Genomic DNA, 25,865 nt, shown 5'->3' on the forward strand with positions numbered 1-25,865 from the left:
ATCTTATTCCTCATACAGCTGGTCGTTTGTCAGGCGAAAACTAAGCTAAAAGTTGTTGTAGTAGCTTAATAAACTATTTGGGAAGGGACAGATGGCGAATCAACTCATCCAATTGCTTTCTCATTGGCATGCTCAAAAAGACCAGCTCCAGTGGGTGCTAGCTACCGTAATTGGCACCGAAGGTTCGGCTTATCGCAAAGCGGGAGCCATGATGCTGATCAACCATTTGGGTCAATACCATGGCCTGCTCAGCGGTGGCTGCCTGGAAGCCGATATCATGCGTCAGGCCAGGCGCTGCTTGGATGATGGCCAAGCCCGTATTATCCAATATGACATGCAGGACGAAGATGAGCTGGCCTGGCAGTTGGGCTGCGGTGGCTTGGTCAGGATTTTGCTGCAACCGGTTAGCCAGCAGAATCAATACCTGGCCCTGGATACGTTGTTTTCTCACCTTAGTCGTCATCAGCGCTGTGGCTACTGGCAACAGATTGCAGAAGGGGTACCCCACAATCGATGTATCACTGAGCCAGAACTTAATGCCCTTTTAGGCCCTCAGAAAAAGCTGGTAGTGCAGCAAATAGATGGCCAGCGAGTATTGTTGCAGCGTCTTCTGCCACCCCCTCACCTGGCTGTATTTGGCGGAGGCGTGGATGCCAGGCCTGTGGTGGCGATGGCCAAGGAGCTTGGTTGGCAGGTTAGCCTATTGGATCCCCGTCCGGCCTATGCGCGAGAGCCCTATTTTCAGGGGGCCACTCGCATTATCAGAGAGCCCTTTTCAGCATTGACCGACGCAGACTGGCTTTCAACGGTTGATGCGGCCGTATTGATGACTCATAACGTACAACTGGATGCCGAGGCGCTTACGTTAGTGAATCATTTACCCCTTCAGTATCTCGGCTTGCTCGGGCCAGTTCATCGCACAGAACGGGTGCTCAAATGTGCAGGTGTAAGCTTTGCACAGTTAAGGCTTCCGCTCGCCAGCCCCATTGGCCTGCGCCTTGGCGGTGAACTGCCGGAATCCATTGCCTTGGCTATTTTAGCCGAAATCCATGCGCAGCTTGAAAAGGCCGATGCCTGTTCAATCAGCGGAGTGTTGGGCCAAACCGATAATATGCAGCGCTCATGGGCATAAACACTGCTGCACTGGTGCTGGCAGCGGGGCAGGCCAGTCGATTTGGCGCAATCAAACAACTGGCCAACCTGAACGGCCTGCCCATGATCATCCACGCTCTTGCCCGTCTTGAAGGACTGTCGTTGCAGGCGGTTTACGTGGTGTTGGGGGCCAATGACGAAGCGATTCAAGTGCATCTGCCAGCGACAGTTACCGTTGTTCACGCGCCCGATTGGGGGAGAGGCATGGGACATAGTCTTGCCTGTGGCATTGAGCAGTTGCCAGATGATATTAACCATGTGCTGGTGACCCTGTGTGATCAGGTGGCCATAGAGCAGGGTGATTACCAAAGGTTATTGCAGCGTAGCCATCAGCATCCCGAAAAGATCATCGCCAGTGACTACGGACAAAGGATGGGCGTGCCCGCTATCTTTTGCCGAAGCGATTTTTGTGCCTTGACAAAGTTATCAGGTGATAAGGGGGCACGAGATTATCTGCAACAGCAAATAGCAAGGCTGCAGTTGGTATTCATGCCAAATGCAAGAACCGATATTGATACCCAAGACGATTTAATCCAATGGCAAGAAAACAGACAAAGGAGCGGCCATGATCCCCTTCAAACTGAATGACAAAAACGTCGAAGTGGACGTACAGCCCGATATGCCCCTGTTATGGGTGCTAAGGGATTTAATGGGACTGACAGGCACCAAATATGGATGCGGCATGGCACAGTGTGGTGCCTGTACGGTGCATCTGGACGGTACGGCAGTGCGCAGCTGCACCTTGCCGGTATCAGCGGTGCAAGGCAAGTCAGTGACCACCATCGAAGGGCTGTCCGATGACGGCGACCATCCGCTGCAGATCGCTTGGGCAGAGCATAAGGTACCCCAATGCGGTTATTGCCAGTGTGGACAGATCATGAGCGCGGCAGCCTTGCTGTCCAGCAACCCCAAACCAGACGATACCGCCATCGACAATGCCATGCAGGGCAATATTTGTCGCTGCGGCACCTATCCCCGCATCAAGGCTGCAATTAAAAGCGTAGCGGCTAAGAAAGTGGGAGGTGCGGTATGAGTACCCTGCAAAACGTCAGCCGGCGGAAGTTTTTAAAGGGCATGGGGATAACCGGTTCGGCCTTGGTGTTAGGCGCGGCCTTGCCCGGATGGGCGCCGGTATGGGCACAGTCCAATAAAGCATCAGAGCTCAACTTGTTTGTCGCCATTGATGCCGACGGCACGGTATCTATTGTTTGCCACCGCTCAGAGATGGGGCAGGGCATTCGCACCGGTTTGCCACAGGTGGTCGCCGATGAATTAATGGCCGACTGGCAAAAGGTCAAGGTCGTGCAAGGCTTGGCCGATGAGCGATATGGCAGTCAAAACACCGATGGCTCCCGCTCTGTACGTCACTTCTATCAGACCATGCGTGAAATGGGCGCATCCGCCAGAACTATGTTGGAGCAAGCTGCTGCCAATCGCTGGCAGGTGCCTTTGTCAGAGGTGGCTGCCAAAGATCACCAGGTATGGCATAAGCCCAGCGGCAAGCATGCAGGCTTTGGTGAACTGGCCGCTGATGCAGCAGCGTTACCCGCACCGGATATCAGTGCCTTAAGTTTCAAATCCAAGGCTGACTTTGTGTATATCGGTAAAGACCTGCCGATTGTGGATATGCATGACATTATCACCGGTCAGGCCCAATACGGTCAGGATATGCGTATGGACAATATGCTTTATGCCAGCATTGAGCGCAGTCCGGTGATAGGTGCCAACATTGACAGCCTGGATGACGCCGAAGCGCGCAAAGTGCCGGGTGTGGTGAAAGTCATCCGCATGCCGGAGCAAAATATCCCGGTCGGGTTTAGTTCGTTGCCCGGGGTGGCGGTTTTGGCCAGTAACACCTGGGCCGCGATGCAAGGCCGCAAAAAACTCAACATCAGTTGGCAGCAAAGTCCTCATGGTGAACACGATTCAGCCGCTTTTCAACAAACCCTGAATAAGCGTGTGCAGGAGCCCGGCAGAGTGTTTCGCAGCGTCGGCGATGCCTACGCCGGGCTTGCCAATGCGGTGCAAACCCATGAAGCACAGTACAGCATGCCCTATTTGATCCATGCACCCATGGAGCCCCCTGCGGCTACGGCAGTGTTTAATGATGGCGAGGTGGAAATTTGGTCTTGTACCCAGAATCCGCAGAGCATTCAAAATACGGTAGCGCAGGTGTTGGGCATCGAAAAAGACAAGGTGACTGTGCATGTCACCTTATTGGGTGGCGGTTTTGGTCGTAAATCGAAAGCGGATTACTCCGTAGAAGCGGCCATTTTAGCCAAGGCATCCGGCCAACCGGTAAAAGTGGTATGGAGCCGGGAAGATGAAATCCGGCATGGTTACTACCATGCGATCAGCGCTCAATATTTTCAGGCCGGTGTGGATGACAGTGGAAGGGTATCTAGCTGGGTGCAACGTACTGCGTTTCCCAGTATTGGCTGGACATTTAATGGCACTGCCGATGAGCCGTCAGATGGTGAACTCTCCTTGGGCTTTGGCGACCTGCCTTTTGCATTGGATAATCTTTCTTGCGAAACACAAAAGGCCGAAGGTCATTTGCGCATTGGTTGGGTGCGCTCGGTAAGTAATATTCATCATGGTTTTGCTATCGGCTCCTTTGTCGACGAATTGGCAGCCAAATTGGAAAAGCCGCCGAGGCAAATGTGGCATGAGCTGCTCGGACCTGACCGCATGGTCGATCCTGAGCCCGAGGGCTTCAAGTACAGCAACTACGGGGATCCCAAAGAGACTTTCCCTATCGACACCAAGCGCTTAAAAGCGGTTTTGGATTTGGCTGCAGACAAGGCCGGTATTGAGGTGCCGCAAAAAGCCGGGGAAGCGTGGGGGATAAGCGTGCATCGCAGTTTTGTCAGCTACGTAGCCATTGCTACTAAGGTCAAAGTGGAAGGCAAAAAAGTTAAAGTGCTAGAAATGCACTGTGCTGCCGATTGCGGCACGGTGGTGAACCCGGACAGGGTAAAAGCACAGATGGAAGGGGCGATGATCTTCGGTTTGTCATTGGCGCTGATGGGCGAGATCAGTGTCAAAGAGGGGGCTGTGCAGCAGTCAAACTTCCATGACTATCCGCTGCTGCGTATCCAGCAATGCCCACCCATGCAAGTGCACCTGATTGCTTCTGATGCTCCGCCTGGCGGGGTGGGGGAGCCGGGAGTCCCGCCGGTAGCGGCAAGTTTAGCCAATGCCATTTATCGGGCGAGCGGCAAGCGTATTCGCCATTTACCAATCAATAAACACCTGCAAGTGTGATAGAGGGAGGCATTAGCCTCCCTTTCTTTTCTTGCAATTTCCTACGGCTATCCCCATTTGCTGTATATCACTCAGATTTGGCAACAACATTGTGACCCAAGCCCGTTTGCGCAGCGCCATGTTAATAAGCGTTTTGTTCCTCTGTTTTCTTTGGTGGATTAAGTTATTTGAGTCATTCAGCGGTATCGACCTGGGGGCTTGGGGACTTCGTCCACTGGAGCCAATGGGACTGATTGGTATCCTTACCGGCCCTCTGCTGCACGGCTCATACAGTCATTTATTTGCCAACTCATTACCCATCCTGATACTCGGTAGCTTGTTTATTTATGGTTATCCACGGGCCTGGAAGCGGGCGGTGGTGTTGATCTGGTTGCTCTCCGGGCTTGGTGTCTGGCTTTTTGCCCGTCAGGCCATTCATTTGGGTGCCAGCGGTTTGAACCATGGTTTGTTTTTCTTTCTGCTGTTATCCAGCATCATCCGCCGGGACAAGCGCTCTGTTGGTCTGATGATGATTGGCGCTTTTTTGTATGGTGGCATGCTGATGAGCATTTTTCCTCGTGAGCCCAACATCTCTTTCGAGTATCATTTCTTTGGTGCCATGGCCGGTTTACTTGCTTCTCTATTGTTCCAACACCTGGATCCCAAACCCGCGGAAAAGAAGTATCCCTGGGAGGGCGAGTCCAAGGATTCCGAGGATCCGTTGATCGGTGACGAATGGCAGTCTGGGAGTAAGAGTGAAACCGACCGTTAATACCTAAAAAATTATTTTTATCAGATAGTTGCCTTCATTTTTTGTGGTGCTCTGGCTAAAATGCGGAGCTACTGTGGTGAAGCCTGTCAACCTACCGGGAGGCCGTTTGAGAATTTTCGCGCTAATCGCGGGACTATTGATGCCATTCGCGGTATATGCCAAAACCTTGGCACTCAATGAATTCTTACGGGATATTCAAAGCACGCCACGTTACTGCCTGTCACAAGAACAGTTTGCCGAACTCGATCAGCATCTGGCCGATCGTCGTTTGACCCCGCCTCAGGCTTTTCATCTTAAGCTTCGTAAAGTGCAATATCTGACCTGCAGTGGCAAGCATGAAGAGGCGCGTGAACTGCTGATGCCGCTTTTGGAAGAGCGAGATGAGGCAAATGATGGTGATTATGCCTATGCCATGTTTTTAGCCGGGTATACCACTTCCTGGAAAGATCTCAAAACTCGCTGTGACTGGTTTGCCAAAGCAGCCGATTTAGCCAAAACCTCGGGTGTAGATCCAATTCTGCTGGATGTAAAACTGGAATACATAGCTGGCTGCGATCTCGATACCGCTGGGATCGAAAAGAATTTAAGTCAGATGTATGCCTTGTTGGAACGTTATAGTGGCCCGGAACATCAATTAGTTCGCTCAGATATCTTTAATAGCTTGGGCATGTTGCATGTTGAATTAGGCCAAAATGAATTGGCCGGCGATCAGTTCTACAAGGCATATGAATTGTCCGAAGAGACTTATACTGGTGAAACCCTGATGACCGCACTGGCAAATGCCAGTCATGCATATTTGCGCAGTGGCAACCTGGATAAAGTGAAGCCGCTGGTAGAAAAAATGATCCAGCTGAATATCGCCACACAAAGTCCGTTATCCAATGCACTTTTACATCAACTATTGGCGACTCAGGCAGAACAGAGCGGCGATTTTCAAGCGCTGGAAGAAAGTTTGCTGAAGTGGGCGGTATTTCTTCCCGAACTCTCAATAGTGGACATGGAACAGCACTACCGGCGTCTGCAAGCCAGCTTATGCCTGCATCAGCAGGATTTGCTGTGTGTCCGCGATTATTTGGAACTCGAGGTGCCCCAGCGGCCATTGGCTGAGAGTGACGACTTGCCTTACCTGCGGTTGGTGACAGAGGCCTATTTTGCTTTAGGTGAAAACAAGGCAGCCGAGCAAGCCTTTACCTATTTTGCCGATACTTCAGAGAAAACCCTACGTAAGCAGCAGTCAGCGGCCAAGATTCTGGGGGTGGCGCAATTGCGTGCCGATATTGTCAATCTGGAATCCAATCTAGAAAGAGCCGAACAGGAAAGAGCCCTGGCGATGGCACAGATGATTGCCGCCATCGTCTTTGGCGTAGTGGTTTTAGTGGCTATGGGCTGGTTTTTGTATAACCGCCATGCCCGCTACTACCGCCAGGATGAACTGACCGGGTTACTCAACAGCAAGGCCACCTTGGATAAATTGAAAACCCTGGAACGGCCATCGCCTTTGCGAGTCCATGCGCTGGCTCGTTTTGAACTGGATGAACTGGATGATATCAATGCCGAGTATGGCCACAGCGCAGGGGATAAGGCATTAAAGCATATCGCCATGAATATGCAGCGGGCTACCCGCCATGGCGATGTGGTCGGCAGGATGGGCATTAACGAATTTCTGGTCTGCCTTAACGATATCGATGAAGTACGCGCCAGAACCCACATCGAAAGGCTAAGCCTGGCTATTGCCGACAGCGGCTTTTCTGTCGCTGGCGGTCAGAGTATGAAGTTACAACCGGCCTATTCCATTATGATCCTCGATGATGCACCAAGCGATGTGAGGTCTTTGTACCAGGGCTTATGTCAGGCCATGGCGCAGGGCAAAAAGCAGCGCCAGGCCCAGCATTCCGTTGGTTAACCAGCGTACTTAACTGAACAGCCGTAGGGCACAGTCATGTTCTGCTTAATGGATTCATCCTTGGCCATGGCATCCATTGCTGCTGTGACATAGTTGACCGCTTTGGGAATATCCGCAGGGTTAGCCGATTTGATGCTGTCGATGGCGCCGGCATAGCGCAATACCCCAGCTTCGTCGATGATATACATGTGTGGTGTGGTTTTTGCGTCGTAGAGTTTGCCCACTTCACCGCTTGGATCAAACAACACAGCTGTCGGTGACGCCTTTCGGTCCTCGGTTAACTTTTCAGCTTCCGCCGCACTGACGAATCCCTGTTTGCCGGGAGCCGACGAAATAATCGAAAGCCAAATCACGCCCTGCTCGGTGTATCGCTTTTGTAAGGCCTGCATATTGCCACTGCCATAGTGCTTCTGCACATAGGGGCACAGGTGATTGGTCCATTCCAGCACCACTGTCTTACCTTTGAAATCAGACAAAGCATGGGCTTGCCCTTTGCTGTCCGTTAAGCTGAAATTGGGCGCAGCTGAGTCAATCTCCAGGGCTTGTGTGGCCATCGCCAGGCCAATGCCAACAGCCAATATCAATAGGTGGGTAAGGCGTCTTAAAATCATATTCAGTCTCCTTTGTCAGTAGTCTGTATCAGTATCTGCATCAGCACGTTGTTGCGCCCGGTTGAGGGCGTTAATGATAATTTGCGGCGTCAGTATTTGCGGTAATATCTGACTGTATCCACCGGGACCATACACCACATATAAGGGTACGCCGCTGCGTTGAAAACTGTTCAAATAGGCTAGTAAGGGAGCATTTTTATTGGTCCAATCGCCCACCAAGTAGGCGACATTCTGTTGCTGCAGATAGGCTTGTACTTCCCGGCTTTTCAGCGCTACCGCCTCATTCACCTTACAACTGATACACCAGTCGGCGGTGATATTCACAAATACCACCTTGTCGTCTGCAAGCAATTGCGCCAATTTCCCTTCACTAAATGTATCGGCCTTGGCCAACGTGGCTGCCTCCGTTAATGACGGTGCGGGGCGAAGTAGCGGTAATGCTGCCAATGCCAAACCAAGGGTGATAAGCCCATACCGGGCCAGACGACTTACTAAACGTAAGCCATAGCCCATCATGGCCAGCGCCAGCATACCAAGTAACAATACTGCCTGATGATCACCTCCAGCCTGGCTTTGATAAATCCAGACAAGCCATACACAAGTCGCGAACATGGGAAACGCAAGAAGGTGTTTAACCTGGGCCATCCAAGCGCCAGGTTGTGGCAAAAAGCTGCTCAGCACAGGCAATATGGCCACTAAAGTGAGAGGCAGGGCAAAACCCAGCGCAAGGGCAGTAAAGATCAAAAAGGCCGTCATGCTATCGCTGACCATGGCAACGCCAAGGGCCGCAGCCATAAACGGGGCGGTACAAGGTGAGGCCACAATCACCGCCAACACCCCGGTAAAAAAAGATGGAGTCAAACCCTGTCCTTGGGTTAAGCGCTGTCCAACTCCCGCTAGTCGTCCGCCGGCAGGCAAAATATCCAGTAGCATCAGACCGATAACGAAAAACAGATAAGTGAGTAAAGCGACTACCAGCGGATTTTGAAGATGGAAGCCCCAGCCAAGTGCTTCCCCTGAACTTTTAAGTAAAGCAATCAGCGCCGCAAAGCCCCAAAAACTGACAAGCACGCCAATACCATAACCTAGCTTGGTGCCGATGCTATTGTTGATGCCGTTAACAAAGGACATGGCCTTTAGGCACAGTACCGGTAACACACAGGGCATTAAATTTAAAATCAGGCCTCCCAGAAAGGCCATCATAAGCGTCAACAGCAAGGATTCAGAAGACACACCCTCAGGAGACTGAGAGGGGGCACCGAGAACGCTTTGCACATACCATCCCTGTTCGCCGTTACTGAGTAAAAATTCAGCTTTTGGCAGCGTATTTGGCAGATAATCCGACACCTTTGTGCTGAATGTGAGGGTATTTTGTTTCGCTACCACCTGCTGAGGCGCACTGTGGTCAATCACATCCCCGCGTAAGGGAAAAAGATGCCAATTGGCTTGTCGCTTTGTCGGATTTGGCAAAGCCAACTGCAGGGTATTGCCGGCTTGCCAATGTCGTGCCTGAAGAACCTCCGCTAGCGGCAACTGCTTGCGCGCCTGTTCAAAAAGTGCGGCGCTGGACGAGGGAATATTCTCTGCTGAACCGGGGATGTTCAGGGTCAGTGTGGCCCAGCCGGGGATACAGTCTTCCTGGCAAACCAGATAAGAAATATCGGCTTTAAGCGCAATAGGAAAGTGGGCGTTATCAGATATCTCAATGGGTACCATCAGCAAGTGAGCACCCTCATAGCCGTAATTGGTCAGATGGGCGACGGGGATGGTCTGTGGTAGCGGCCATTGTATATCGCCCGCACTGATGCCTTCTGGCAGTTGCCAGTCAATAGCAGGGGCTTCACCTGAATCGCCGGGATTTTGCCAATAGGTGTGCCAATCTTGTTCGGGCTCAAGATAGAGACCCACCCATTGGGTGGGGGTATCGCTGTCCCACGCCTGATGCTCCGCCACCAGTGTTAACTGAATATGCGGCTGCAACGTCCCTGAGCGCGATTCACTGGCACTTTGAGCCGCTGCCAGTAATAAGCCGGGTGTCCAGCAAAGGAGATACCAAAGTGCTCTTAAACTCACCATGACTCCGGATTGTTTGTGATTAGCTAGCCTAGCGTTAAGCCTCATTTAAGACAAAAACATTACGCTTTATCACAGCGTGGGGATCCCTTGGGTGAGCGATGAGTCGAAATACTATGGTGAAAATCGGATATGTGTTGTTGATAGGGCTTGTTGGCCTGCTATCAACAGCACAGGCTTTGCCTACCCAGGAAGGTTGGCAGGCGGCTTATCAGGCATTTACCAGAGAGAAGCTTAATGTGGAGCCCAGACGGGCTAAAGTGGCCTATCACGATCTGATTGACGAGTTGAAACACCAAATTGCGGATTGCCATACTTGTGCAGAGCCCTGGCTGCTACTTGGCATGATTTATCGCGAGCAGGCTCAGCTTAACAGCGGTCTCTCTTCCTTAAAAAAGGCCAAAGCGGCGCAGTTAGCCATGTTGCGTGCAGTACGTCTTGATGAAAATGTGCAGCAGGGTTTTGGCCTGGTGCAACTTGGACTGCTGTATCTGGATACACCAGGTTGGCCTTTGTCCTTTGGCGATAAGGACAAAGCCTTGATGCTTTTGCAGCAGGCGCGTGAGCATTTTCCTCAAAGTATGGCCGCGAATTTTGCCTTGGGACGTTATTATTTTGAGCAGCGAGATTTTGACAAGTCCCTTACTTACCTTGAAACTGCCATCAATATGGCTGACGCTGATAACAGCGATCCCCTGCTCGTGCTTGATCTCCAACAAGCCAGGGATATGCTGCGCAAAATCACCAGATAAGAGCAAAAATAACAATGAGGTTACTGCTGATAGAGGATGACAGGCAGCTGGCCGTGGCGCTGCAACGAGCCTTGCGAGCGCAAGGCTATGCGGTAGATCACGTAGGCACTGCCAAAGAAGCACTGCTGTCCTTAAAGGTAGGCATGGTAGATGCGGCGATTTTGGATCTGGGTCTACCGGACATGGACGGCACAGAACTGCTCAGAAAATTGCGCAGCGAGAAAAATCGCACTCCCATTCTGGTGTTGACGGCCCGTGACAGCATCAGCGATAAGATTCATGGTCTGGACTTAGGCGCCGATGACTATCTGGCCAAGCCGTTCGACATGGAAGAGCTGCTAGCCAGACTGCGGGTCATTGAACGTCGCTTAGGGACGGCGCAATCGGCCTGTATCAATATCGGGCCAGTTAGCTTGGATACCGCAGCGCATAGCTTAAGTGTCAATGGTGAAAACCTCTCCCTGGCGCGCAAAGAATATATGCTGGTGAAGATCCTGATGGAAAATGCCGGGCGCGTGCAATCCCGTGAACAGCTGGAGACCAAACTTTATGAGTGGGGAGAGGAGGTAGCCAGCAACGCGGTGGAAGTGCATATTCATCACCTGCGTAAAAAGTTACCAGAGGGGTTTATCCAAACTATCCGTGGGGTGGGGTATACCATTGCTAAAGGCTAAGCCCTCGCCATGAGCTCTATCCGTCGCTATCTGGTACTGCTGCTGTTGTCGGTGATCACTCTGGTGATTTTCGTCGCCGCCATTCAGGGCTATCGCAGCAGTATGGATAAGGCGACCCGTTTATTTGATGTGCAGCTTTCCTCCCTGGCAGACAGCCTCAATGCCATGTACGCCAATCATCCCTCCTCTGAGGTCAGTCTGGGCGGCGATCTCGCTGTGCAGATTTGGCAAAATGATCGCTTGCTGCTGCGCTCAGCCAATGCTCCAGTCCTCCCCATGAGTTCTATGGTAAATGGCTACGGTGAGGAAAACTTCAATGGCTTGCGATGGCGCACATTGGCCCGATCTTATGCCGCTGAGGGCCGTTTACTGTTGGTGGCACAACCCCTGAGTCTGCGCTTTGAACTGGCCGAGGAATTGATCGTTGTGGCCATGCAGCCATTGGTACTGAGCCTGCCGCTACTGGCGCTACTGATATCACTGGCAGTGAAACAAGGCCTGCATCCTTTGGTCGATCTCTCCGACGCTCTTAAACGCAAAAAAGCCGATGATATGTACCCTATTACCTTGGAGCGCACCCCGGCCGAACTGAATCCAGTGGTAGACACTATCAATCGCTTGTTGGCACGATTGGAGGGCGCCATGGCCCGTGAGCGACGCTTTGCCTCTGATGCGGCTCACGAACTTCGCACCCCGCTGAGCGTACTTAAAATCAATACCCACAATCTTGCTCTGGAAGTGGGTGAGGATTCGGCTAACATGCAGCTTTTGAAAGAGGGTGTTGAGCGCATGAGCCACGTGGTGGATCAGATTCTGCTTTTAAATCGCACAAACCCTGAACATTTTCAGAGGCAATCCAAACCGGTGGATTTATACAAAGTCTGTCAGGCCACTATCGCCAGTCTCTATCCACAAATTGCCGACAAAAGGCAGCAAATTGGACTGGATGGTACATCGGCTATTTTGTTGGGAGACGAGTTTTCCCTGACCGTGCTACTACAAAATTTGATCTCCAATGCCAGTAAGTACAGCCCTGAGGGCAGCAGCATTGATGTGCAGGTCAGCAAAGGCAATGACAATATTGTGCTGGCTGTCGCGGATTCAGGACCTGGCTTGCCGGAGTCGGAATACGAACGCGTATTTGAACGTTTCTACCGGGTGGGGGCCGATCGCCATCAATCTGGCGTCAGTGGATGTGGATTGGGGCTGGCCATCGTTAAACACATTGTCGAGCTGTATGGGGCCGCGATTACATTGGGCCGTTCCGCTTCTCTCGGCGGGTTGGCGGTCAATATCACCTTTCCCTTAAAAGGAAAGATCCATGGATAGACTGATGCGCCATTTCCCTGCCTTCGGCCTGTGGTTGTTTGCTGCACCGATTTGGGCAGAAGTCCCGGCCTTTGAGCTGGTGCTCAAAGATCATCTGTTTTATCCCGCCAAGGTCGAGGTGCCCAGTGGTCAAAAGGTGCGGCTGATTATCCATAATCAGGACGACACCCCCGAAGAGTTTGACAGTTTTGACCTTAACCGGGAAAAAGTAGTCTTCCCGCAGCGTAAAGCCACCATCTACATCGGCCCGCTGAAGCCTGGCACTTACGAGTTTTTCGGCGAATTTAATCCCCATACGGCACGAGGTGAAGTGATTGCGGTGGAGGTTAAGGATGCTGATTAACTCCATTATTCTGTTTTTACGTGATGCCTTACCGGTCTTTGTGCTGGCAAGTTTTCTCCTTGCCTGGAGTAATCACACTAAGGCCAATCATCACTGGTTAGGTTGGGGGACTGTGCTGGGGTTGAGCGGTGCACTGATATTAACCGCGCTGGTGAACGTTATCAGTCAGTGGCAGGAAGGGGCTGGACTGGAACTGATACTGTTCTGCTCTCAGAGCCTGGCTTACCTGTTCTTGATACTGATAGTAGTGGATTTCTGTCGCGCTCAGCATTCTCATCCAGCGTTCGCGCTGGCGGCTTTTGCCATCACGGTGATGTTAAACGGCGCCAATTTGCTGGTTTATCTCTGGGGATATTGGGCCTTTGAAGAGACACCTCTGGCGCTAATCTTAGGCACCGTAATGGGGCTGGCGCTGTGTTTTAGTCTGGCGGTACTGCTCTATTTAGCTGCCTATCATCTGCTTTTAAATGGTGCTCGCCGAGCCTTTATTTGCTTGGTATTGCTGTATGCCGCAGGACAGCTGACACAGGCATTTACCTTACTCTCTCAGGTCGATTTGTTACCCAGCTTCCCATCTCTTTGGGACAGCAGTGCCTGGATCAGCGATGAGTCGGAGGTAGGGCATTTGCTCAATTCATTGATGGGCTATGAAGAGGCGCCTGGTCCACTGCAATTGCTGGTGTATTTTTTAGCGGTTGGTCTGCCGCTGTTAGGGCTTGGCCTGAGCAGACAACTAAAGCTTGGTAAAGGGAGGAACTGATATGTGGCGTTTTGCTTTCGCCATGCTGCTGATGGCTGCCTCACTCAGCATCAGAGCCGATGGCACGGTGGTGGATAAGGTTTATCATCCTATCGTGCTACCCAATGAGCACCGGGTTGAATGGCGCTTTATGTCGCGACAGACAGAAGAAAAAAATATCCTGGCTCAGCGTATTGGCTATGGTCAGTCCCTGTCTGAGACTGTGACGGTGGAGTTCTATTTGCTCGGAGAGCGAGATCGGGACGACAACTTCGGTATTGAAGCTTATGAGCTGGAAAGCCGTTGGATGATAACCGAACAAGGCCGCTACTGGGCTGATTGGGGGATGGTCTTTGAGCTGGAAAAGCGCCACGGCCTGGATGCCTGGGAGGCCAGCGCCGGCCTGTTGATGGAGAAGGAATTTGGTCGTAACAGCCTGACCCTTAACTGGTTTTCTATTTATGAATGGGGCAATGATATCCAGGATGAGTGGGAAGGTGAGTTTCGGATGCAATACCGCTTTCGCTGGAAACCACAAGTACAACCCTCGCTGGAGCTGTTTGTGGGTGAAGATTTTGTCGGTATTGGCCCGGCCCTGATGGGCATTCAACGCTTCGAAGCGCAAAAGCAATTAAAGTGGGAACTGGGCTTTATCTCTGAACTTAGCGGCGTGACTAAAGATCATACCTTGCGCTTTGTATTGGAGTATGAATTTTAGCGTTGGGGTTACCCAGCGCGTATCAAAGCGATTAACTTATTGTTAACCCACTGATTTGCTTCGTTTTCATCAGTAAATATATGGGTTTCATGGCCCAAGATTATTTTTAATATTTGTTTGGGCAGGGCTTCTCCGACAACGATGGCGATGGCTGCCCGTCTATTGCGAAGCGCGTTCTCATTCACTTCCTTTAAGATGTCGATGGAGTCATGGGTGGGAAACCAATCTTTAAAAACCATCACACAGCCCCATGGCTCATCATAAAAGCCGGTTTCAGCTATTTTTACCGAATCGTGAAAAAACTTTTTGCAGGCTTCTGCATTAAAGGCGCCGGTGGCGCGTATGGTCAACACCCGTCCTGAAGTGGAAAGACTGAATTCACCATGTGGTTCAAACTCCACCATAACAACTCCTATAAGCGATTAATCCATATCACGTACAACAGTAACTGTAGCGAAAGCATTGCAAAAGTGGTGAATATTGCACCTTTGCTGGCAGTGAAATACCTGAACCAATCACATCGCAGCAAATCTTAAAACTGATATCGCCGCACAAGGTGACACTCTACAATACGCTCTAATTAAACCTTTACATTAGCTTTTACGATTGAAACTTGGCCAAAGATTAACGCAGCTTGAAAAAATGGTGACAGGTCCCTTCGATCATATTTGGGACTGTTGTTGTGATCACGGTTTGCTAGGTGCTTCGCTGTTGTCCCGCAAGGTAGGCAAAACGGTGCATTTTGTCGATATCGTTGAAAAGCTGATTGATGAGGTTAACGCTAAGCTGCTGCGCTTTTACCCTCATGGGGCCTGGCAAACCCATTGTTTGGATGTGTCCTTACTGCCACTTGAAAAGTATCAGGGGAAACAACTGATTATTATTGCCGGCGTTGGCGGCGATCTGATGATGGACTTTGTCAGCGCCTTAGTGAAGAACCACCGGGCCGCCGAACTGGAGTTTTTGCTTTGCCCTGTGTATCACCAATATGCCTTGCGCCAACGACTCATCGAACTGGAGTTGGGTCTGATTGACGAAGTGCTGGTGGAAGATAATCAGCGCTTTTATGAAATACTGCATTTGTCGGTATATGGAGAAGCTCTGGCCAATGTACATCCTGTGGGGGATAAGCTTTGGCAGGCAAACAGCGAGGAAGAAGCGCTGAGGGCTCAGCGTTATTTGCACAAGACCCTGGCCCATTACCAACGCATTGAAAAAGGGGGCAAGGTTGATGTGCGGGAAGAAATTGCCGCTTACTCGGCAGTTTGTTTGGATAATGGCTGATTTTTACCATATAGACACGCAGAGCACAGAGATTTTAACTGCTTGTTCCTTTCTTTCGACTTCACAATCTTGACCAATAAGAGGGACTCTTAGGGATATTTAACAATATGTGAACTTCTCTGTGCTCTTTGTGACCCTGTGGTTTTTACACCTTATTCATTTTCCAATCTTCATCCGCAGCATCGTATCGTCCTTCACCACATAATGATGAAACAGCGCTGCCACGGTATGCAGGGCAATCAGGAAGTAGCCTATTTTACCCACGGTTTCATGGATCTCTTCGATTTTGTGCGCCAGATCTTTATCGGGGCCCATCAGGGCAGGCAGTTCCAACCCAAAGAAGGGGATGGGCTTGGCCTCGCCGCTTAAGATAAGCCATCCGCCAATCGGCATGCCAATCATTAACAGGTACAGCAGGCCATGCACCAGCTTGGCCAGTTTGCTTTGCCATGCAGGTGGTGTGGGGATAATGGGCGGAGTGGGGAAACGAAGCCGAAAATAGAGTCGCGCAATGACCAATAAACCCACCGACAAGCCCAGCATAAAATGCCAGTGCTTGAACAATTCTCTGGTTTCAGAGCCGCGCTCAAAAAACTCACGTAACTCGATACAAGCGTAAACCGCTACCAGCAGAATCAGCATCAGCCAATGCAGAACAATACTGGCACTGTGGTATCTGTAGGTCTGTTGCATAGGATTGCTCCGTTTTATTGTTTTCGTATAAGTTACAAGTCTTTGGTGATGATTTTAGGTCAGCTGCACTGAATTGCTTTATAGCAGGTTCCCGCTACTAACATGACGGAAATACGGTATGAATTACTTGCATTTATATGCTTACGCTTTTTCAGGGACAGGTCTTGAAATTGGCAAATTGCAAAGCACGCCTTCTTTACTCTGAAGCTCAGGTTGTCTGCCATGAGCATGGCCATGACATTTCTCAGAGTTGAGTCTTTGAAGCCTCATGCCCTCAGTTTGTCCGTGGTTAAAAGCGACTATTCACAAATCCAGTAACACACTCCCTGAGCCTCCAGAAAGTCCTTGGCATCAGGTCCCTGCAGCAAGGCCAGAGTGGCCAACATACCAGCCTGAATACAATGCTCTGCGGCGACAGTTACGCTGCGCGGGGCGCCAACAATAGGGTAACCGGTTTTGGGGTTGAGGATATGACCGTAGCGGATACCGTTTTTAAGCAAAAAACGCCTGGCATCGCCGCTGGTGGCAAGACCGCCGTGGCGAATTTGAATCAGCTTAAGGGCGTGGTCATCGCGATTGGGATCTTCGATACCGATTTGCCAGGGCTGTTGTGCCGCCCTTGGCTGGGTAACTTGAATATCACCGCCAAAATTGACCAATACTGAATGCTTTGGAGCGATTTGCATGGCAAGTTTAGCCACCGCATCTACCGCATACTCTTTGCCGATGCCGCCAAAATCCAGTTCAAACCCTGGGGGCATGGAGAGTGTCTTCTCATCAAGGTTAACCTTGTGCCAGCCAATCAGTGGCAGCAGAGCTTGAACTTTTTCTGCGCTGGACAAGCGGTCTGAGCCATCAAACTTCCATGCGCGTCTTAGCACACCGGAGGTGATATCGAACAAACCATCGCTAAGCTCATAACAGGTGTTGGCAAATTGCAGTAATCGATAGGTTTCATCATCAATGGCAACGGGTTGGCCCTGGCCATTATTGATCTGCGCCATCATATTATCGGGCAGGTAGCGGCTGTATTTTTGCTCGATGCGCCGGGTTTCACTGATGGCGCTATCCAGAATACGGCGGGCCAGTATTTCATCCTGGCAGTCGATCAACAGTTCGCAGGGGCTGGCCATGGCGCGAAAGCGACCACAAAAGTGGTCGCCGCGCCATGCCAGGCTGGAGGATAAATCCTGCATCAATCTCCTTAGAACCGATAACTGACCTGGGCAATCACCGCCTTAACGCTGGGGTATAAGTCCAGATCCTGCAGTACACCCGGCGCCTCGAATCCGGCATTCTTGGGATCTTGCTGGTAGTACTCGAGCCTGAATGCCAACTCGCGGCCTTCTTTCAGCAATATGCCGTATTTCAAACCTAAGGTATAGGCTGTCATCTCACCGATACGGTAGTCGGCACTGGCGAAGTCCGGTAAGGCATCACCTTGCATCAGATAAGGCCGGTAAAATTCGGCGGCGCTTTGCTGATAGTAGCGAAAGTGCGGCTGGATATAGGTGTTATCGGATAAATCGAAACGCAGTTTGGAATCCAATGTATGGGAATGAATATCCCAATCATCGGTCGAAAAGCGGTAAGACACATCGGCAACGCCGTTATCCATGGCGTATTTTGTCTGCCAGTAGAAATTATGCTTCACGCGACTATCTGGACGCTGTTCGTACAGCAGATCCGAAGTGATGCCACCATCATCTACCACCGATAACATCTTAAAAGGATCGGTCATATAGCCGTCAACCAGGGACAAACCATAATTGAACTGCATAATGGTGCGCCGGTTGATGACTTGCGTCAGGCCAAGCATCAGATCCAAGGTATTTTTGCTGTCACTGCCATCCTGACGTGTAGCGTCAAAGGCCTGGCGGAAACTGTCATCACTGGCATAGTTGCCACGCAGTGGCATGCTGCTAAAACCAACCGGGCGGCCGCCTTCGGGGTCAATGCTGTCAAAAGCGTAAGACAAACCCGCAGATACCGTGGTATTGCGTTGGTTGAAGTCGCGCGCCAAGGAGCCGTTAACCGACACCGACAAATAGTCATATTCCTTGGATAGCTGACCACCAGTGCTGATGCGATAGTCATTCCAAATTGGCTGTGTCCATTGACCGTTAATCTGCACACGGGTGTCTCTGAAGGTGTCATCCAATGGCGTCTCACCGGCCCCAATCTGATATTCACCATTACCGGAGGGGCGAGTAAAGGTTTGCGCATAAGGTTGCGGCACGGCACCAGTAGCGGAAGCGCCGGTCAGGCCGTCCAATACCAGTTTTCCGGAGAAAATATGCTCATCGCCGAAATCTTTGCTGACACCCACCACGCCTTCAACGGCGGTTACCCGATCTGTCTCACCGTAGTAGAGCAGGGCGGTATCAAATTGCCAGGGCGTTTCGCTGGAGCCTTGTGCTTCCTGCGCCATGGCAGGTTGCCCCAACAGACTGCAGGTGGCGGCTGCCAGTGCGCCGGCAATATTCTTTTTACGACTTAGTTGCATCCGCAGCCTCCTCCGGCAAAGGCCCGGCCACCGCTGGTACCTTCTTTACTGAAATAAATATGGTCATCTAGTCCGGCATCGACGGCATCGGCAGACAATGACATTTCTTCTTTAGCCAGCAAATCCCGCTCCCAAGGCTGCACGCCTAATGAGGCGCAGGCCGAGAGTTGCAGGGCTAAGCCCACCAGAAATAATTTTTTAATGCGCATGGTTAGTTCCCCACGTTCGTTGGCACTTCGGCATTAACTTCCGAGAGCAGGGTTTGGATTTCTTGTTCATAGGCCCGGGCTTTGTCGGTGAAAAAGCCTTTATGGGCAAAACGGATTTCGCCGTTGGCATCAATCAGGTAACTGCTTGGCATGCCGATAAGCTGATACTGCTGGGCAACTTGTCCGTTGGGATCGTATTGCACGGCAAACCGGGCTGGGTTTTCGGACAGGAAGGCTTTTGCTAATTCTGGCTCGGCATCCAGATTGATCGCCAGTACCACCAGGCCCTCGTCCCCATAGCGTGCTTGCAGGTCATTCATAAAAGGAAAGGAATGCCGACAGGGTTTGCACCAGGAGGCCCAAAAATCCAGATAAACCACTTTGCCCTTAAGATCTGAAAGCCTGCTGCCCAATGGATTTTCAGCAAGGGAGAAATCAGGCGCAGGAACTGCTTGCGCCAAAGTACCTATCAGGGAAAAAGCCAAGATTAAACTACGCATTAAGCCTTCCTACATTTCTAAGCTTGTGATGAGCTTATCTTTGGAAACTTAAGGCGTTCTTAACTTGGCGACTTGGTATTAGCTATTTTGTTTTGGCTTGATATAGCTTGGCGGCAGAAGGTTGTTCACACGCTGCATGTCTGGCGTCATTAGCCAGCAACAACCAGTCTTCGCGATGGGCAAAACCAAGATCAATGGCCTTGTCCAAATCGAAGCAGTTCAGCCCCTCTTGTCGTGACACCAAAACCCGGCCCTCTGGATTTTCTTCAAGCCAGGCCCAGGCCCAGGCTTGTTGATCTTCAATAGCAGTATGATAGCCAAAATGGGTCATAGGATAGGGGGAGAACAACAGAAACTGCTCTTTCATGCTGACTAAGGCCACCGGTGTTTGCGCTGGCAGTATTTCCTGCATGCTGGCGAAGACATGTTCAGGGGTTCTGGCCGGACCTAATAATGAATATCCCCAGGTGCTGTAAAGCAACCACAAGGCAGGGATGAAGTACAGCCAACTGGTGTACAGTCGACGACGGCTAAGCCACAGGCTGACAACACCGGCAAGAGCAAGACAGAGTAAAAACAACCATGGTTTAACCGGATAGTCTTCGGTAAGCCTCAGGGCCTTTTCCGAACCGGTCAGGCCCATCAGGGCGAGGGCGCCGGTAAGCAGGGTAAGCAGGCCAACCACAGCAAAAATAAGGCGATTGGGCCAGGCTTTGGTCAATATGTCTTTTATGTACGGAGCACTAACCAGCGCCAGCATGGGCAGGGCCGGCAACATATAGACCCCGCGTTTACCGGGACTGATACTGAAAAACAGGATCACCAGCACCACAAAGGACAGTGGCAAAATAATGCGCCTGTCCTGCTGTTTGATGGCATGCCACCACTTTGGGACAAGCCAGGGCAGTAGCAGGCTAAGTGGCAACCAGAAGACCGGGATCACCGAGACCAGGTAGTACCAAAAAGGCTTAATATGGTGCCATGACTCGGCATAGCGCTTGACGGTCTGCTTAAACAGAATATTGTCACGATACAGCGCGTAGGCAGGATCGCCACTGTTACTGACCAACAGCAACATAGGTACCAGCCAAAAGCCCACCACCAGACACATCAATAGTGGTCCCATGGCAAAGCGCCAAGCCCCTTTGAGCTCATCTGTTTGAGGCGTAAACCAGCGGAGTAGGAAGTAGGGTAGCAGCATCAGCAGGGGGAGAAATCCCACGCCTTTGGTGAGCATTCCCACGCCCATGGCCGCACAACCAATAAAATACCAATGCCAACCGTCTCTTAACAGCAGTTGACGCAATAGCCCGTAGCACCCCAAGGTCACCCAGACACAGAGCATCGCGTCGATCTGTGCCGTTTTGGCTTGCAGAGTAAACTGCAGGGAAATCAGTAAAGCGGTCGACGCTATCAAGCCGGTCGGCTTGTCCCACAGTCGTTTGCCCAGGTCATAAACCAAAAACAGGGTCAGTAAGCCACTGAGTGCAGAAGGCAATAAAAAGGCCCATTTGATCGAGCCTAACAAAGCGTAAAATGCAGCAATCGCCCACATAAATACAGGGGGTTTGTCGGGGTATAATTCACCACCGCGAGAGGGGAAAAACCACTGCCCCGATTCCACCATCTCCACGGCCACTTGGGCAAAGCGTGGTTCATCGGCCGGCCAGGGTTGGCGCAGACCAATACCGGCAAGAATGATCACCAATGCCGCCAGGGCCAGATACCAGGTTGCTTTTTGATTACTGAGCATGACTTTTTTCCACAGCACTTTGTGCACTTGCTGCTCTTTCCATCTTGGCTTGGCTGCGACGATAAAGGGCCCAGCCCAAACTACTGGAAACCAGCATCAGCAGCATACCCAGGACGATTTGCCAGCTGGTGTCCAACTGCAACCCGGTGCCAGCCAGGGCAAATACCACCATCTGTGGTAAGTAGCCGACAAAAGAGCCCATCAGGAATTTGCGCTTGGGCAAACCGGCGATACCGGCCAGAATATTGACGCCCAAATTATGGCCGATGGGAAAAAGGCGCACCGCCAGGGTCGCCCGAAAGGTATTGTGACTTAAGAATGAGCGCAGGCGACTTTGGCGACGCTGGAGATGGTCCTTAAACCATTGCCTGCCTAAAAAGCGCGCCACCATCAGGGTTATCCAGGCTGCAATGGTTACTGCCAAAGTGGAGAGCACTACGCCTTGCCATAAACCGAAATGAAAGCCGCCTAGAAAGGCCGGGATTTGCCGGGGCAGGCCCACTGCGCACAGGGCGCTGAAGATCCCCAGGAAAACCAAAGCATTTTGCCAGGGATTGTCGCCCAGATAGGGTACCAGCGCTTCTGGTTGCCAGTTTCCCAACAACTCAGATTTTCCCACATACCAGCCAAGCGCCAGCAGAGCGACCAGCCACAGGAGACCTTTAACTGGTAATTGCTTAAGACTGAGGGCCACCAGACTAGTCACACAGGCATTCCTGCGATTGCACAGGTAATCGGTTTCTACGTTGCAGCCACATCACGCCGAACATATCCACCAGGCCAACCCAGGCACGGTTAAGCATATTGTATTTGGATATACCGGCATGGCGTGCACGGTGATTTACTTCGCTGACGCGGATTTGTCCTCCACAGCGCTTGACCAGTGCCGGCAAAAAGCGGTGCATGTGGTCAAAATAAGGCAACGCCAGAAAGGTCTGCCTTGGGAATACCTTAAGGCCACAGCCGGTGTCAGGTGTGTCATCACCCAACACACGGCTGCGAATGCCGTTGGCGATTCGGCTTTGCATCAATTTCCAGGCGCTGTCATGACGGCGTTTACGGTAGCCTGCAATGCAAAAGTGGGCACCTTTTGGGTACTGCAGCGCCATCTCAAGCATGGCCGGAATATCGGCTGGATCGTTCTGACCATCACCGTCCAGGGTGGCAATCAGTTCGCCTTTGGCGGCTTGAACGCCTAAATATACTGCTGTGCTTTGTCCGCAACTGTTGGCATGGGTCAGGATGCGCAGACGCTTGTCGCCTTGTTGCTGTTCGCGTTTTAAAACAGACAGGCTATTGTCAGTGCTGCCGTCATCCACATAGATTACTTCATAATCCTGACCGGTAAGGGTCCCATGAATTTCCTTTAACAGGGGCAGGATATTGTCTTCTTCGTTTTTGACGGGAATGACAACGCTAATCTTTGGAGTAGTTGTGGTCATACAGAACACTCAATTTTATTTGAGTCAAAGATAACCATACCAACTTAAGCAATGCTTAAGACTGCACTGCGAAACTCTTCAAAAAGTAGCGGCTAAGCAATGATTTATGAAGATACTGGTGACAGGTGTTGCAGGTTTTATCGGTAGCCATGTGACCAAGGCCCTGTGTGAAGAGGGACATCAGGTTGTCGGTTTGGATAGCCTTAATGACTATTACAGCCCCAAGTTAAAGCAGGACCGTTTGAACGAGCTTGATGTCTGGGATGGTTTTCGTTTTGTGCAGATGGATTTGGTGGAGCAAGAGCGACTTTTTTCCCTGTTTACACAAGAGCAATTCGATCAGGTTATCCACCTCGCAGCCCAAGCGGGGGTCAGACATTCTATCTCTCATCCCATGGATTATGTGCAATCCAATCTTTTGGGTTTTATGCATATTCTTGAGGCCTGCCGCCATCACAGCATCGGTCATTTGGTCTATGCCTCCTCCAGCTCGGTGTATGGAGATCAGGAGCAAATGCCTTTTCATGAAGCCATGAATACCGATCACCCCTTTTCCCTTTACGCCGCCACCAAAAAATCCAATGAGGTGCTGGCCCACAGTTACAGTCACCTGTTTGGCATGGCCATGACCGGGCTGCGCTTTTTCACCGTTTACGGCCCTTGGGGACGCCCGGATATGGCCCCCTGGAAGTTTACTGAGGCCATCTTAACAGGCCGCCCCATCCAGGTGTATAACCAGGGCCAGATGCTTCGCGACTTTACCTATATCGACGATATTGTCCGGGGTATCGTTGAGGTGGCTAAGCGTCCACCCCGTGCCAATCCTACTCCTTATACCCTTTACAATATCGGTAACAACAGACCGGTACCACTGATGGACTTTATCCGTTGTATTGAAAAGGCCGCCGGTAAAAACGCACAGATTGAGTGGCTAGCGATGCAGCCCGGTGATGTGCTTGCCACCTATGCCGATATCGATGCCCTGGAAAAGGCTACGGGCGTTAAACCCAGGGTGCAAATAGAAGAGGGAATAGGGCATTTTGTCGACTGGTTTGTGCAATATCATCAGCTGCACCGGGACAAACGCCGGGCTGCAGCACCGGCAGAGGCCAGCCGGGCATAAATCTGCCACTTTCATTGTTTTAATAGCTTACAAACTGAGCAAACTCAGATAGAATGCGCCGCCGTTTTTTGTCGCCCTGGCGGCGCATTTTATTTTGAGAGTGTTATCTTGATCGCAACAGCCAATATCACCATGCAATTCGGCGCCAAGCCGCTTTTTGAAAACATTTCGGTCAAGTTTGGCTCAGGTAACCGCTATGGCCTGATTGGCGCCAACGGCTGCGGCAAGTCCACCTTCATGAAAATTCTTTCCGGTAAGCAGGAGCCTTCAGGCGGTAATGTGATGCTGGATGTGAATACGCGTGTTGGCGTGCTGGGCCAGGATCAGTTTGCCTATGAAGAATATCCGGTGATCGATACTGTGATCATGGGCCACAAAGAACTGTGGGAAGTGAAACGCGAGCGTGATCGCATCTATTCGTTGCCGGAAATGAGTGAAGAAGACGGCATGAAGGTGGCGGAGCTCGAAACCCTGTTTGCCGAGATGGACGGTTACACTGCTGAAAGTCGCGCCGGCGACCTGTTACTGGCGTTGGATATTCCTATCGAGCAGCACTATGGCCCCATGAGTGCCGTCGCCCCCGGCTGGAAATTGCGCGTGTTGCTGGCGCAAGTGTTGTTTGCCGACCCTGATATCATGCTGCTGGACGAACCGACCAACAACCTGGATATGAACAGTATCCAGTGGCTGGCCGAAACCCTGGCGCAAAGCCAGGCCACCATGATAATCATCTCCCACGATCGTCATTTCCTGAACAAGGTCTGCACCCATATGGCGGATCTGGATTACGGCGAATTGCGTCTTTATCCCGGCAACTACGACGAATATATGACCGCGGCTACCATGGCCCGTGAGCAACTGTTGGCTGACAACGCCAAGAAGAAAGAGAAGATTGCTGAGCTGCAAACCTTCGTTAGCCGCTTCTCTGCCAACGCCTCCAAAGCTAAGCAGGCAACTTCCCGAGCCAAGCAGATTGAAAAAATTGAGCTTGCCGAAGTGAAGGCCTCCAGCCGTGTGAGCCCCTTTATCCGCTTCACCCAGGAGAAAAAGCTCTATCGTTCGGCCTTAGAGCTGGAAAATCTGTCCAACGGCTATGACAAGTTGCTGTTTAAAGACTTCAATTTGCTTTTGGAAGTGGGGGAAAAAGTGGCGGTGCTTGGCGCCAACGGTGTGGGTAAAACCACGCTGCTGAAAACCCTGGTGGGTAAGCTGGCGCCTAAATCCGGCACGGTGAAATGGTCAGAAAATGCCAAGATTGGTTACTACGCCCAGGATCATGCCGAGGACTTCGCTGAAGACTTAAGCCTCTATGACTGGATGTATCAATGGCGTAACGCCAATGACGACGAGCAAGCGATTCGCGCTATTTTGGGCCGTATGCTGTTCTCCCAGGACGATATCAAAAAGTCGGTGAAGGCACTGTCCGGTGGCGAAAAAGGCCGTATGCTGTTTGGTAAACTGATTAACCAGCGCCCCAATATTCTGATTATGGACGAACCCACCAACCACCTGGATATGGAATCCATTGAGTCGGTCAACTTGGCCCTGGAGCACTATGAAGGCACGCTGATTTTCGTCTCTCACGATCGTCAGTTTGTGTCCTCTCTGGCCACCCGTATCCTCGATATTACTCCGGATGGTATTGTGGACTTCAAAGGTACCTACGAGGAATATCTGGCCAGTCAGACAGAGAAGGCTGTTGGTAAGAGCGCGTAAATGCGAAGGGCCACATAAAACGAAAAGGGCGAATTATCGCCCTTTCAGATTGATGATAAACCCCACCATTTTGGTGGGGTTTTGTTTTTTAGGGCCATCCAGTGAGTTTTCCGTGGCTCCTTACCTATTGATGGGATCGGCTGATTTTTTCTTAAGCGTGATTGAGGGAAGGCGGAGGGAAGGATTCAAGACTTGTAGCAGGATTTTTTAGGTGTGATTTAGGGGCGGTATCCTTAACTCGCCCTGGCCAGGGCCATTTTCTTCATATTTTGGCAAGCGGCCGCCAGCAGACACTGCATATTGACCTTATCCAGTCCACGGTAGCGA

At 51.2% G+C, this 25,865-nt stretch carries 26 protein-coding genes; 15 read left to right on the forward strand and 11 right to left on the reverse strand.

Features of this window, described 5'->3' with window-relative positions; all coding sequences use genetic code 11:
- Positions 1-91 precede the first annotated feature (91 nt).
- The 6 genes from P2G88_RS03240 to P2G88_RS03265 all read left to right on the forward strand — a co-directional run bounded on the left by P2G88_RS03240 (position 92) and on the right by P2G88_RS03265 (position 7,073).
- Positions 92-1,132 (forward strand): XdhC/CoxI family protein, encoded by a 1,041-nt coding sequence (locus P2G88_RS03240; protein ID WP_275794231.1) that lies wholly within the window; start codon positions 92-94, stop codon positions 1,130-1,132.
- Positions 1,123-1,740: a nucleotidyltransferase family protein gene (locus tag P2G88_RS03245; RefSeq protein WP_275794232.1), complete on the forward strand. Its 618-nt coding sequence runs from the start codon at positions 1,123-1,125 to the stop codon at positions 1,738-1,740. Before P2G88_RS03240 ends, P2G88_RS03245 begins: the two co-directional genes overlap by 10 nt.
- Positions 1,718-2,185, forward strand: a complete 468-nt coding sequence (locus tag P2G88_RS03250; RefSeq protein WP_275794233.1) for a (2Fe-2S)-binding protein — start codon at positions 1,718-1,720, stop codon at positions 2,183-2,185. Before P2G88_RS03245 ends, P2G88_RS03250 begins: the two co-directional genes overlap by 23 nt.
- Complete coding sequence (locus tag P2G88_RS03255) at positions 2,182-4,419, forward strand: molybdopterin cofactor-binding domain-containing protein (RefSeq protein ID WP_275794234.1); 2,238 nt, start codon at positions 2,182-2,184, stop codon at positions 4,417-4,419. Before P2G88_RS03250 ends, P2G88_RS03255 begins: the two co-directional genes overlap by 4 nt.
- Before the next feature lie 91 nt (positions 4,420-4,510).
- Positions 4,511-5,170 carry a rhomboid family intramembrane serine protease gene (locus P2G88_RS03260; RefSeq protein WP_275794235.1) on the forward strand — a complete coding sequence of 220 codons (660 nt, stop codon included), beginning with the start codon at positions 4,511-4,513 and terminating at the stop codon, positions 5,168-5,170.
- A 139-nt stretch (positions 5,171-5,309) separates the two neighbouring features.
- Positions 5,310-7,073 carry a GGDEF domain-containing protein gene (locus P2G88_RS03265; RefSeq protein ID WP_275794236.1) on the forward strand — a complete coding sequence of 588 codons (1,764 nt, stop codon included), beginning with the start codon at positions 5,310-5,312 and terminating at the stop codon, positions 7,071-7,073.
- On the opposite strand, the gene P2G88_RS03270 is transcribed toward P2G88_RS03265, so the two are convergent.
- Positions 7,070-7,684: a thioredoxin family protein gene (locus P2G88_RS03270; protein WP_275794237.1), complete on the reverse strand. Its 615-nt coding sequence runs from the start codon at positions 7,682-7,684 to the stop codon at positions 7,070-7,072. The genes P2G88_RS03265 and P2G88_RS03270 overlap by 4 nt on opposite strands.
- Before the next feature lie 15 nt (positions 7,685-7,699).
- The gene (locus tag P2G88_RS03275; RefSeq protein ID WP_275794238.1) at positions 7,700-9,757 is read right to left on the reverse strand and encodes a protein-disulfide reductase DsbD domain-containing protein; all 2,058 of its coding nucleotides are present in this window, start codon (positions 9,755-9,757) and stop codon (positions 7,700-7,702) included.
- Positions 9,758-9,858: 101 nt separating this feature from the next.
- On the opposite strand from P2G88_RS03275, the gene P2G88_RS03280 reads away from it, so the two are divergent.
- From P2G88_RS03280 to P2G88_RS03305, 6 genes are read left to right on the forward strand one after another with little or no spacing between them, the layout of a single operon-like run.
- Positions 9,859-10,509, forward strand: a complete 651-nt coding sequence (locus P2G88_RS03280; RefSeq protein WP_275794239.1) for a tetratricopeptide repeat protein — start codon at positions 9,859-9,861, stop codon at positions 10,507-10,509.
- Between the two features lie 14 nt (positions 10,510-10,523).
- On the forward strand, positions 10,524-11,183 hold the full coding sequence (locus tag P2G88_RS03285) for a response regulator transcription factor (RefSeq protein WP_275794240.1): 660 nt from the start codon (positions 10,524-10,526) through the stop codon (positions 11,181-11,183).
- Positions 11,184-11,192: 9 nt separating this feature from the next.
- Positions 11,193-12,512, forward strand: coding sequence for an ATP-binding protein (locus tag P2G88_RS03290; protein WP_275794241.1), 1,320 nt, complete (start codon positions 11,193-11,195; stop codon positions 12,510-12,512).
- Entirely contained in the window at positions 12,505-12,855 is a 351-nt protein-coding gene (locus P2G88_RS03295) for a cupredoxin domain-containing protein (protein WP_275794242.1), read from the forward strand. Before P2G88_RS03290 ends, P2G88_RS03295 begins: the two co-directional genes overlap by 8 nt.
- Positions 12,845-13,615, forward strand: a complete 771-nt coding sequence (locus P2G88_RS03300; RefSeq protein WP_275794243.1) for a hypothetical protein — start codon at positions 12,845-12,847, stop codon at positions 13,613-13,615. The genes P2G88_RS03295 and P2G88_RS03300 overlap by 11 nt, the downstream gene beginning before the upstream one ends.
- A gap of 22 nt (positions 13,616-13,637) precedes the next feature.
- Entirely contained in the window at positions 13,638-14,312 is a 675-nt protein-coding gene (locus P2G88_RS03305; RefSeq protein ID WP_275794263.1) for a hypothetical protein, read from the forward strand.
- A gap of 8 nt (positions 14,313-14,320) precedes the next feature.
- Here P2G88_RS03305 and P2G88_RS03310 read toward each other — a convergent pair whose 3' ends face one another.
- On the reverse strand, positions 14,321-14,716 hold the full coding sequence (locus P2G88_RS03310) for a hypothetical protein (protein WP_275794244.1): 396 nt from the start codon (positions 14,714-14,716) through the stop codon (positions 14,321-14,323).
- Between the two features lie 202 nt (positions 14,717-14,918).
- Between P2G88_RS03310 and P2G88_RS03315 the strand changes: the two genes are divergently transcribed.
- Positions 14,919-15,596 (forward strand): tRNA (adenine(22)-N(1))-methyltransferase TrmK, encoded by a 678-nt coding sequence (locus P2G88_RS03315; protein WP_275794245.1) that lies wholly within the window; start codon positions 14,919-14,921, stop codon positions 15,594-15,596.
- Between the two features lie 156 nt (positions 15,597-15,752).
- Here the strand turns inward: P2G88_RS03315 and P2G88_RS03320 are convergent, their stop codons facing one another.
- The 8 genes from P2G88_RS03320 to P2G88_RS03355 all read right to left on the reverse strand — a co-directional run bounded on the left by P2G88_RS03320 (position 15,753) and on the right by P2G88_RS03355 (position 22,699).
- Entirely contained in the window at positions 15,753-16,289 is a 537-nt protein-coding gene (locus P2G88_RS03320) for a cytochrome b (RefSeq protein WP_275794246.1), read from the reverse strand.
- 299 nt (positions 16,290-16,588) lie between these two features.
- A complete protein-coding gene (locus P2G88_RS03325; protein WP_275794247.1) occupies positions 16,589-17,485 on the reverse strand; it encodes an FAD:protein FMN transferase in 897 nt (298 codons plus the stop codon).
- An 8-nt stretch (positions 17,486-17,493) separates the two neighbouring features.
- Positions 17,494-18,795 carry a DUF3570 domain-containing protein gene (locus tag P2G88_RS03330; RefSeq protein ID WP_275794248.1) on the reverse strand — a complete coding sequence of 434 codons (1,302 nt, stop codon included), beginning with the start codon at positions 18,793-18,795 and terminating at the stop codon, positions 17,494-17,496.
- Complete coding sequence (locus tag P2G88_RS03335; RefSeq protein ID WP_275794249.1) at positions 18,786-19,004, reverse strand: DUF4266 domain-containing protein; 219 nt, start codon at positions 19,002-19,004, stop codon at positions 18,786-18,788. The genes P2G88_RS03330 and P2G88_RS03335 overlap by 10 nt, the downstream gene beginning before the upstream one ends.
- Before the next feature lie 2 nt (positions 19,005-19,006).
- Positions 19,007-19,504 (reverse strand): TlpA disulfide reductase family protein, encoded by a 498-nt coding sequence (locus P2G88_RS03340; protein WP_275794250.1) that lies wholly within the window; start codon positions 19,502-19,504, stop codon positions 19,007-19,009.
- 82 nt (positions 19,505-19,586) lie between these two features.
- Positions 19,587-21,257 carry a glycosyltransferase family 39 protein gene (locus P2G88_RS03345; RefSeq protein ID WP_275794251.1) on the reverse strand — a complete coding sequence of 557 codons (1,671 nt, stop codon included), beginning with the start codon at positions 21,255-21,257 and terminating at the stop codon, positions 19,587-19,589.
- Positions 21,247-21,963 carry a VTT domain-containing protein gene (locus P2G88_RS03350; RefSeq protein ID WP_275794252.1) on the reverse strand — a complete coding sequence of 239 codons (717 nt, stop codon included), beginning with the start codon at positions 21,961-21,963 and terminating at the stop codon, positions 21,247-21,249. Before P2G88_RS03350 ends, P2G88_RS03345 begins: the two co-directional genes overlap by 11 nt.
- Positions 21,956-22,699, reverse strand: coding sequence for a glycosyltransferase family 2 protein (locus P2G88_RS03355; protein ID WP_275794253.1), 744 nt, complete (start codon positions 22,697-22,699; stop codon positions 21,956-21,958). The genes P2G88_RS03350 and P2G88_RS03355 overlap by 8 nt, the downstream gene beginning before the upstream one ends.
- Before the next feature lie 106 nt (positions 22,700-22,805).
- On the opposite strand from P2G88_RS03355, the gene P2G88_RS03360 reads away from it, so the two are divergent.
- Positions 22,806-23,822: an NAD-dependent epimerase/dehydratase family protein gene (locus P2G88_RS03360; protein WP_275794254.1), complete on the forward strand. Its 1,017-nt coding sequence runs from the start codon at positions 22,806-22,808 to the stop codon at positions 23,820-23,822.
- 108 nt (positions 23,823-23,930) lie between these two features.
- Positions 23,931-25,538, forward strand: a complete 1,608-nt coding sequence (locus P2G88_RS03365) for an ABC-F family ATPase (protein ID WP_275794255.1) — start codon at positions 23,931-23,933, stop codon at positions 25,536-25,538.
- Positions 25,539-25,865 lie beyond the last annotated feature (327 nt).

Origin of the sequence: Aliiglaciecola sp. CAU 1673 (genome assembly GCF_029223185.1) — a bacterium.
Lineage (GTDB): Bacteria > Pseudomonadota > Gammaproteobacteria > Enterobacterales > Alteromonadaceae > Bowmanella.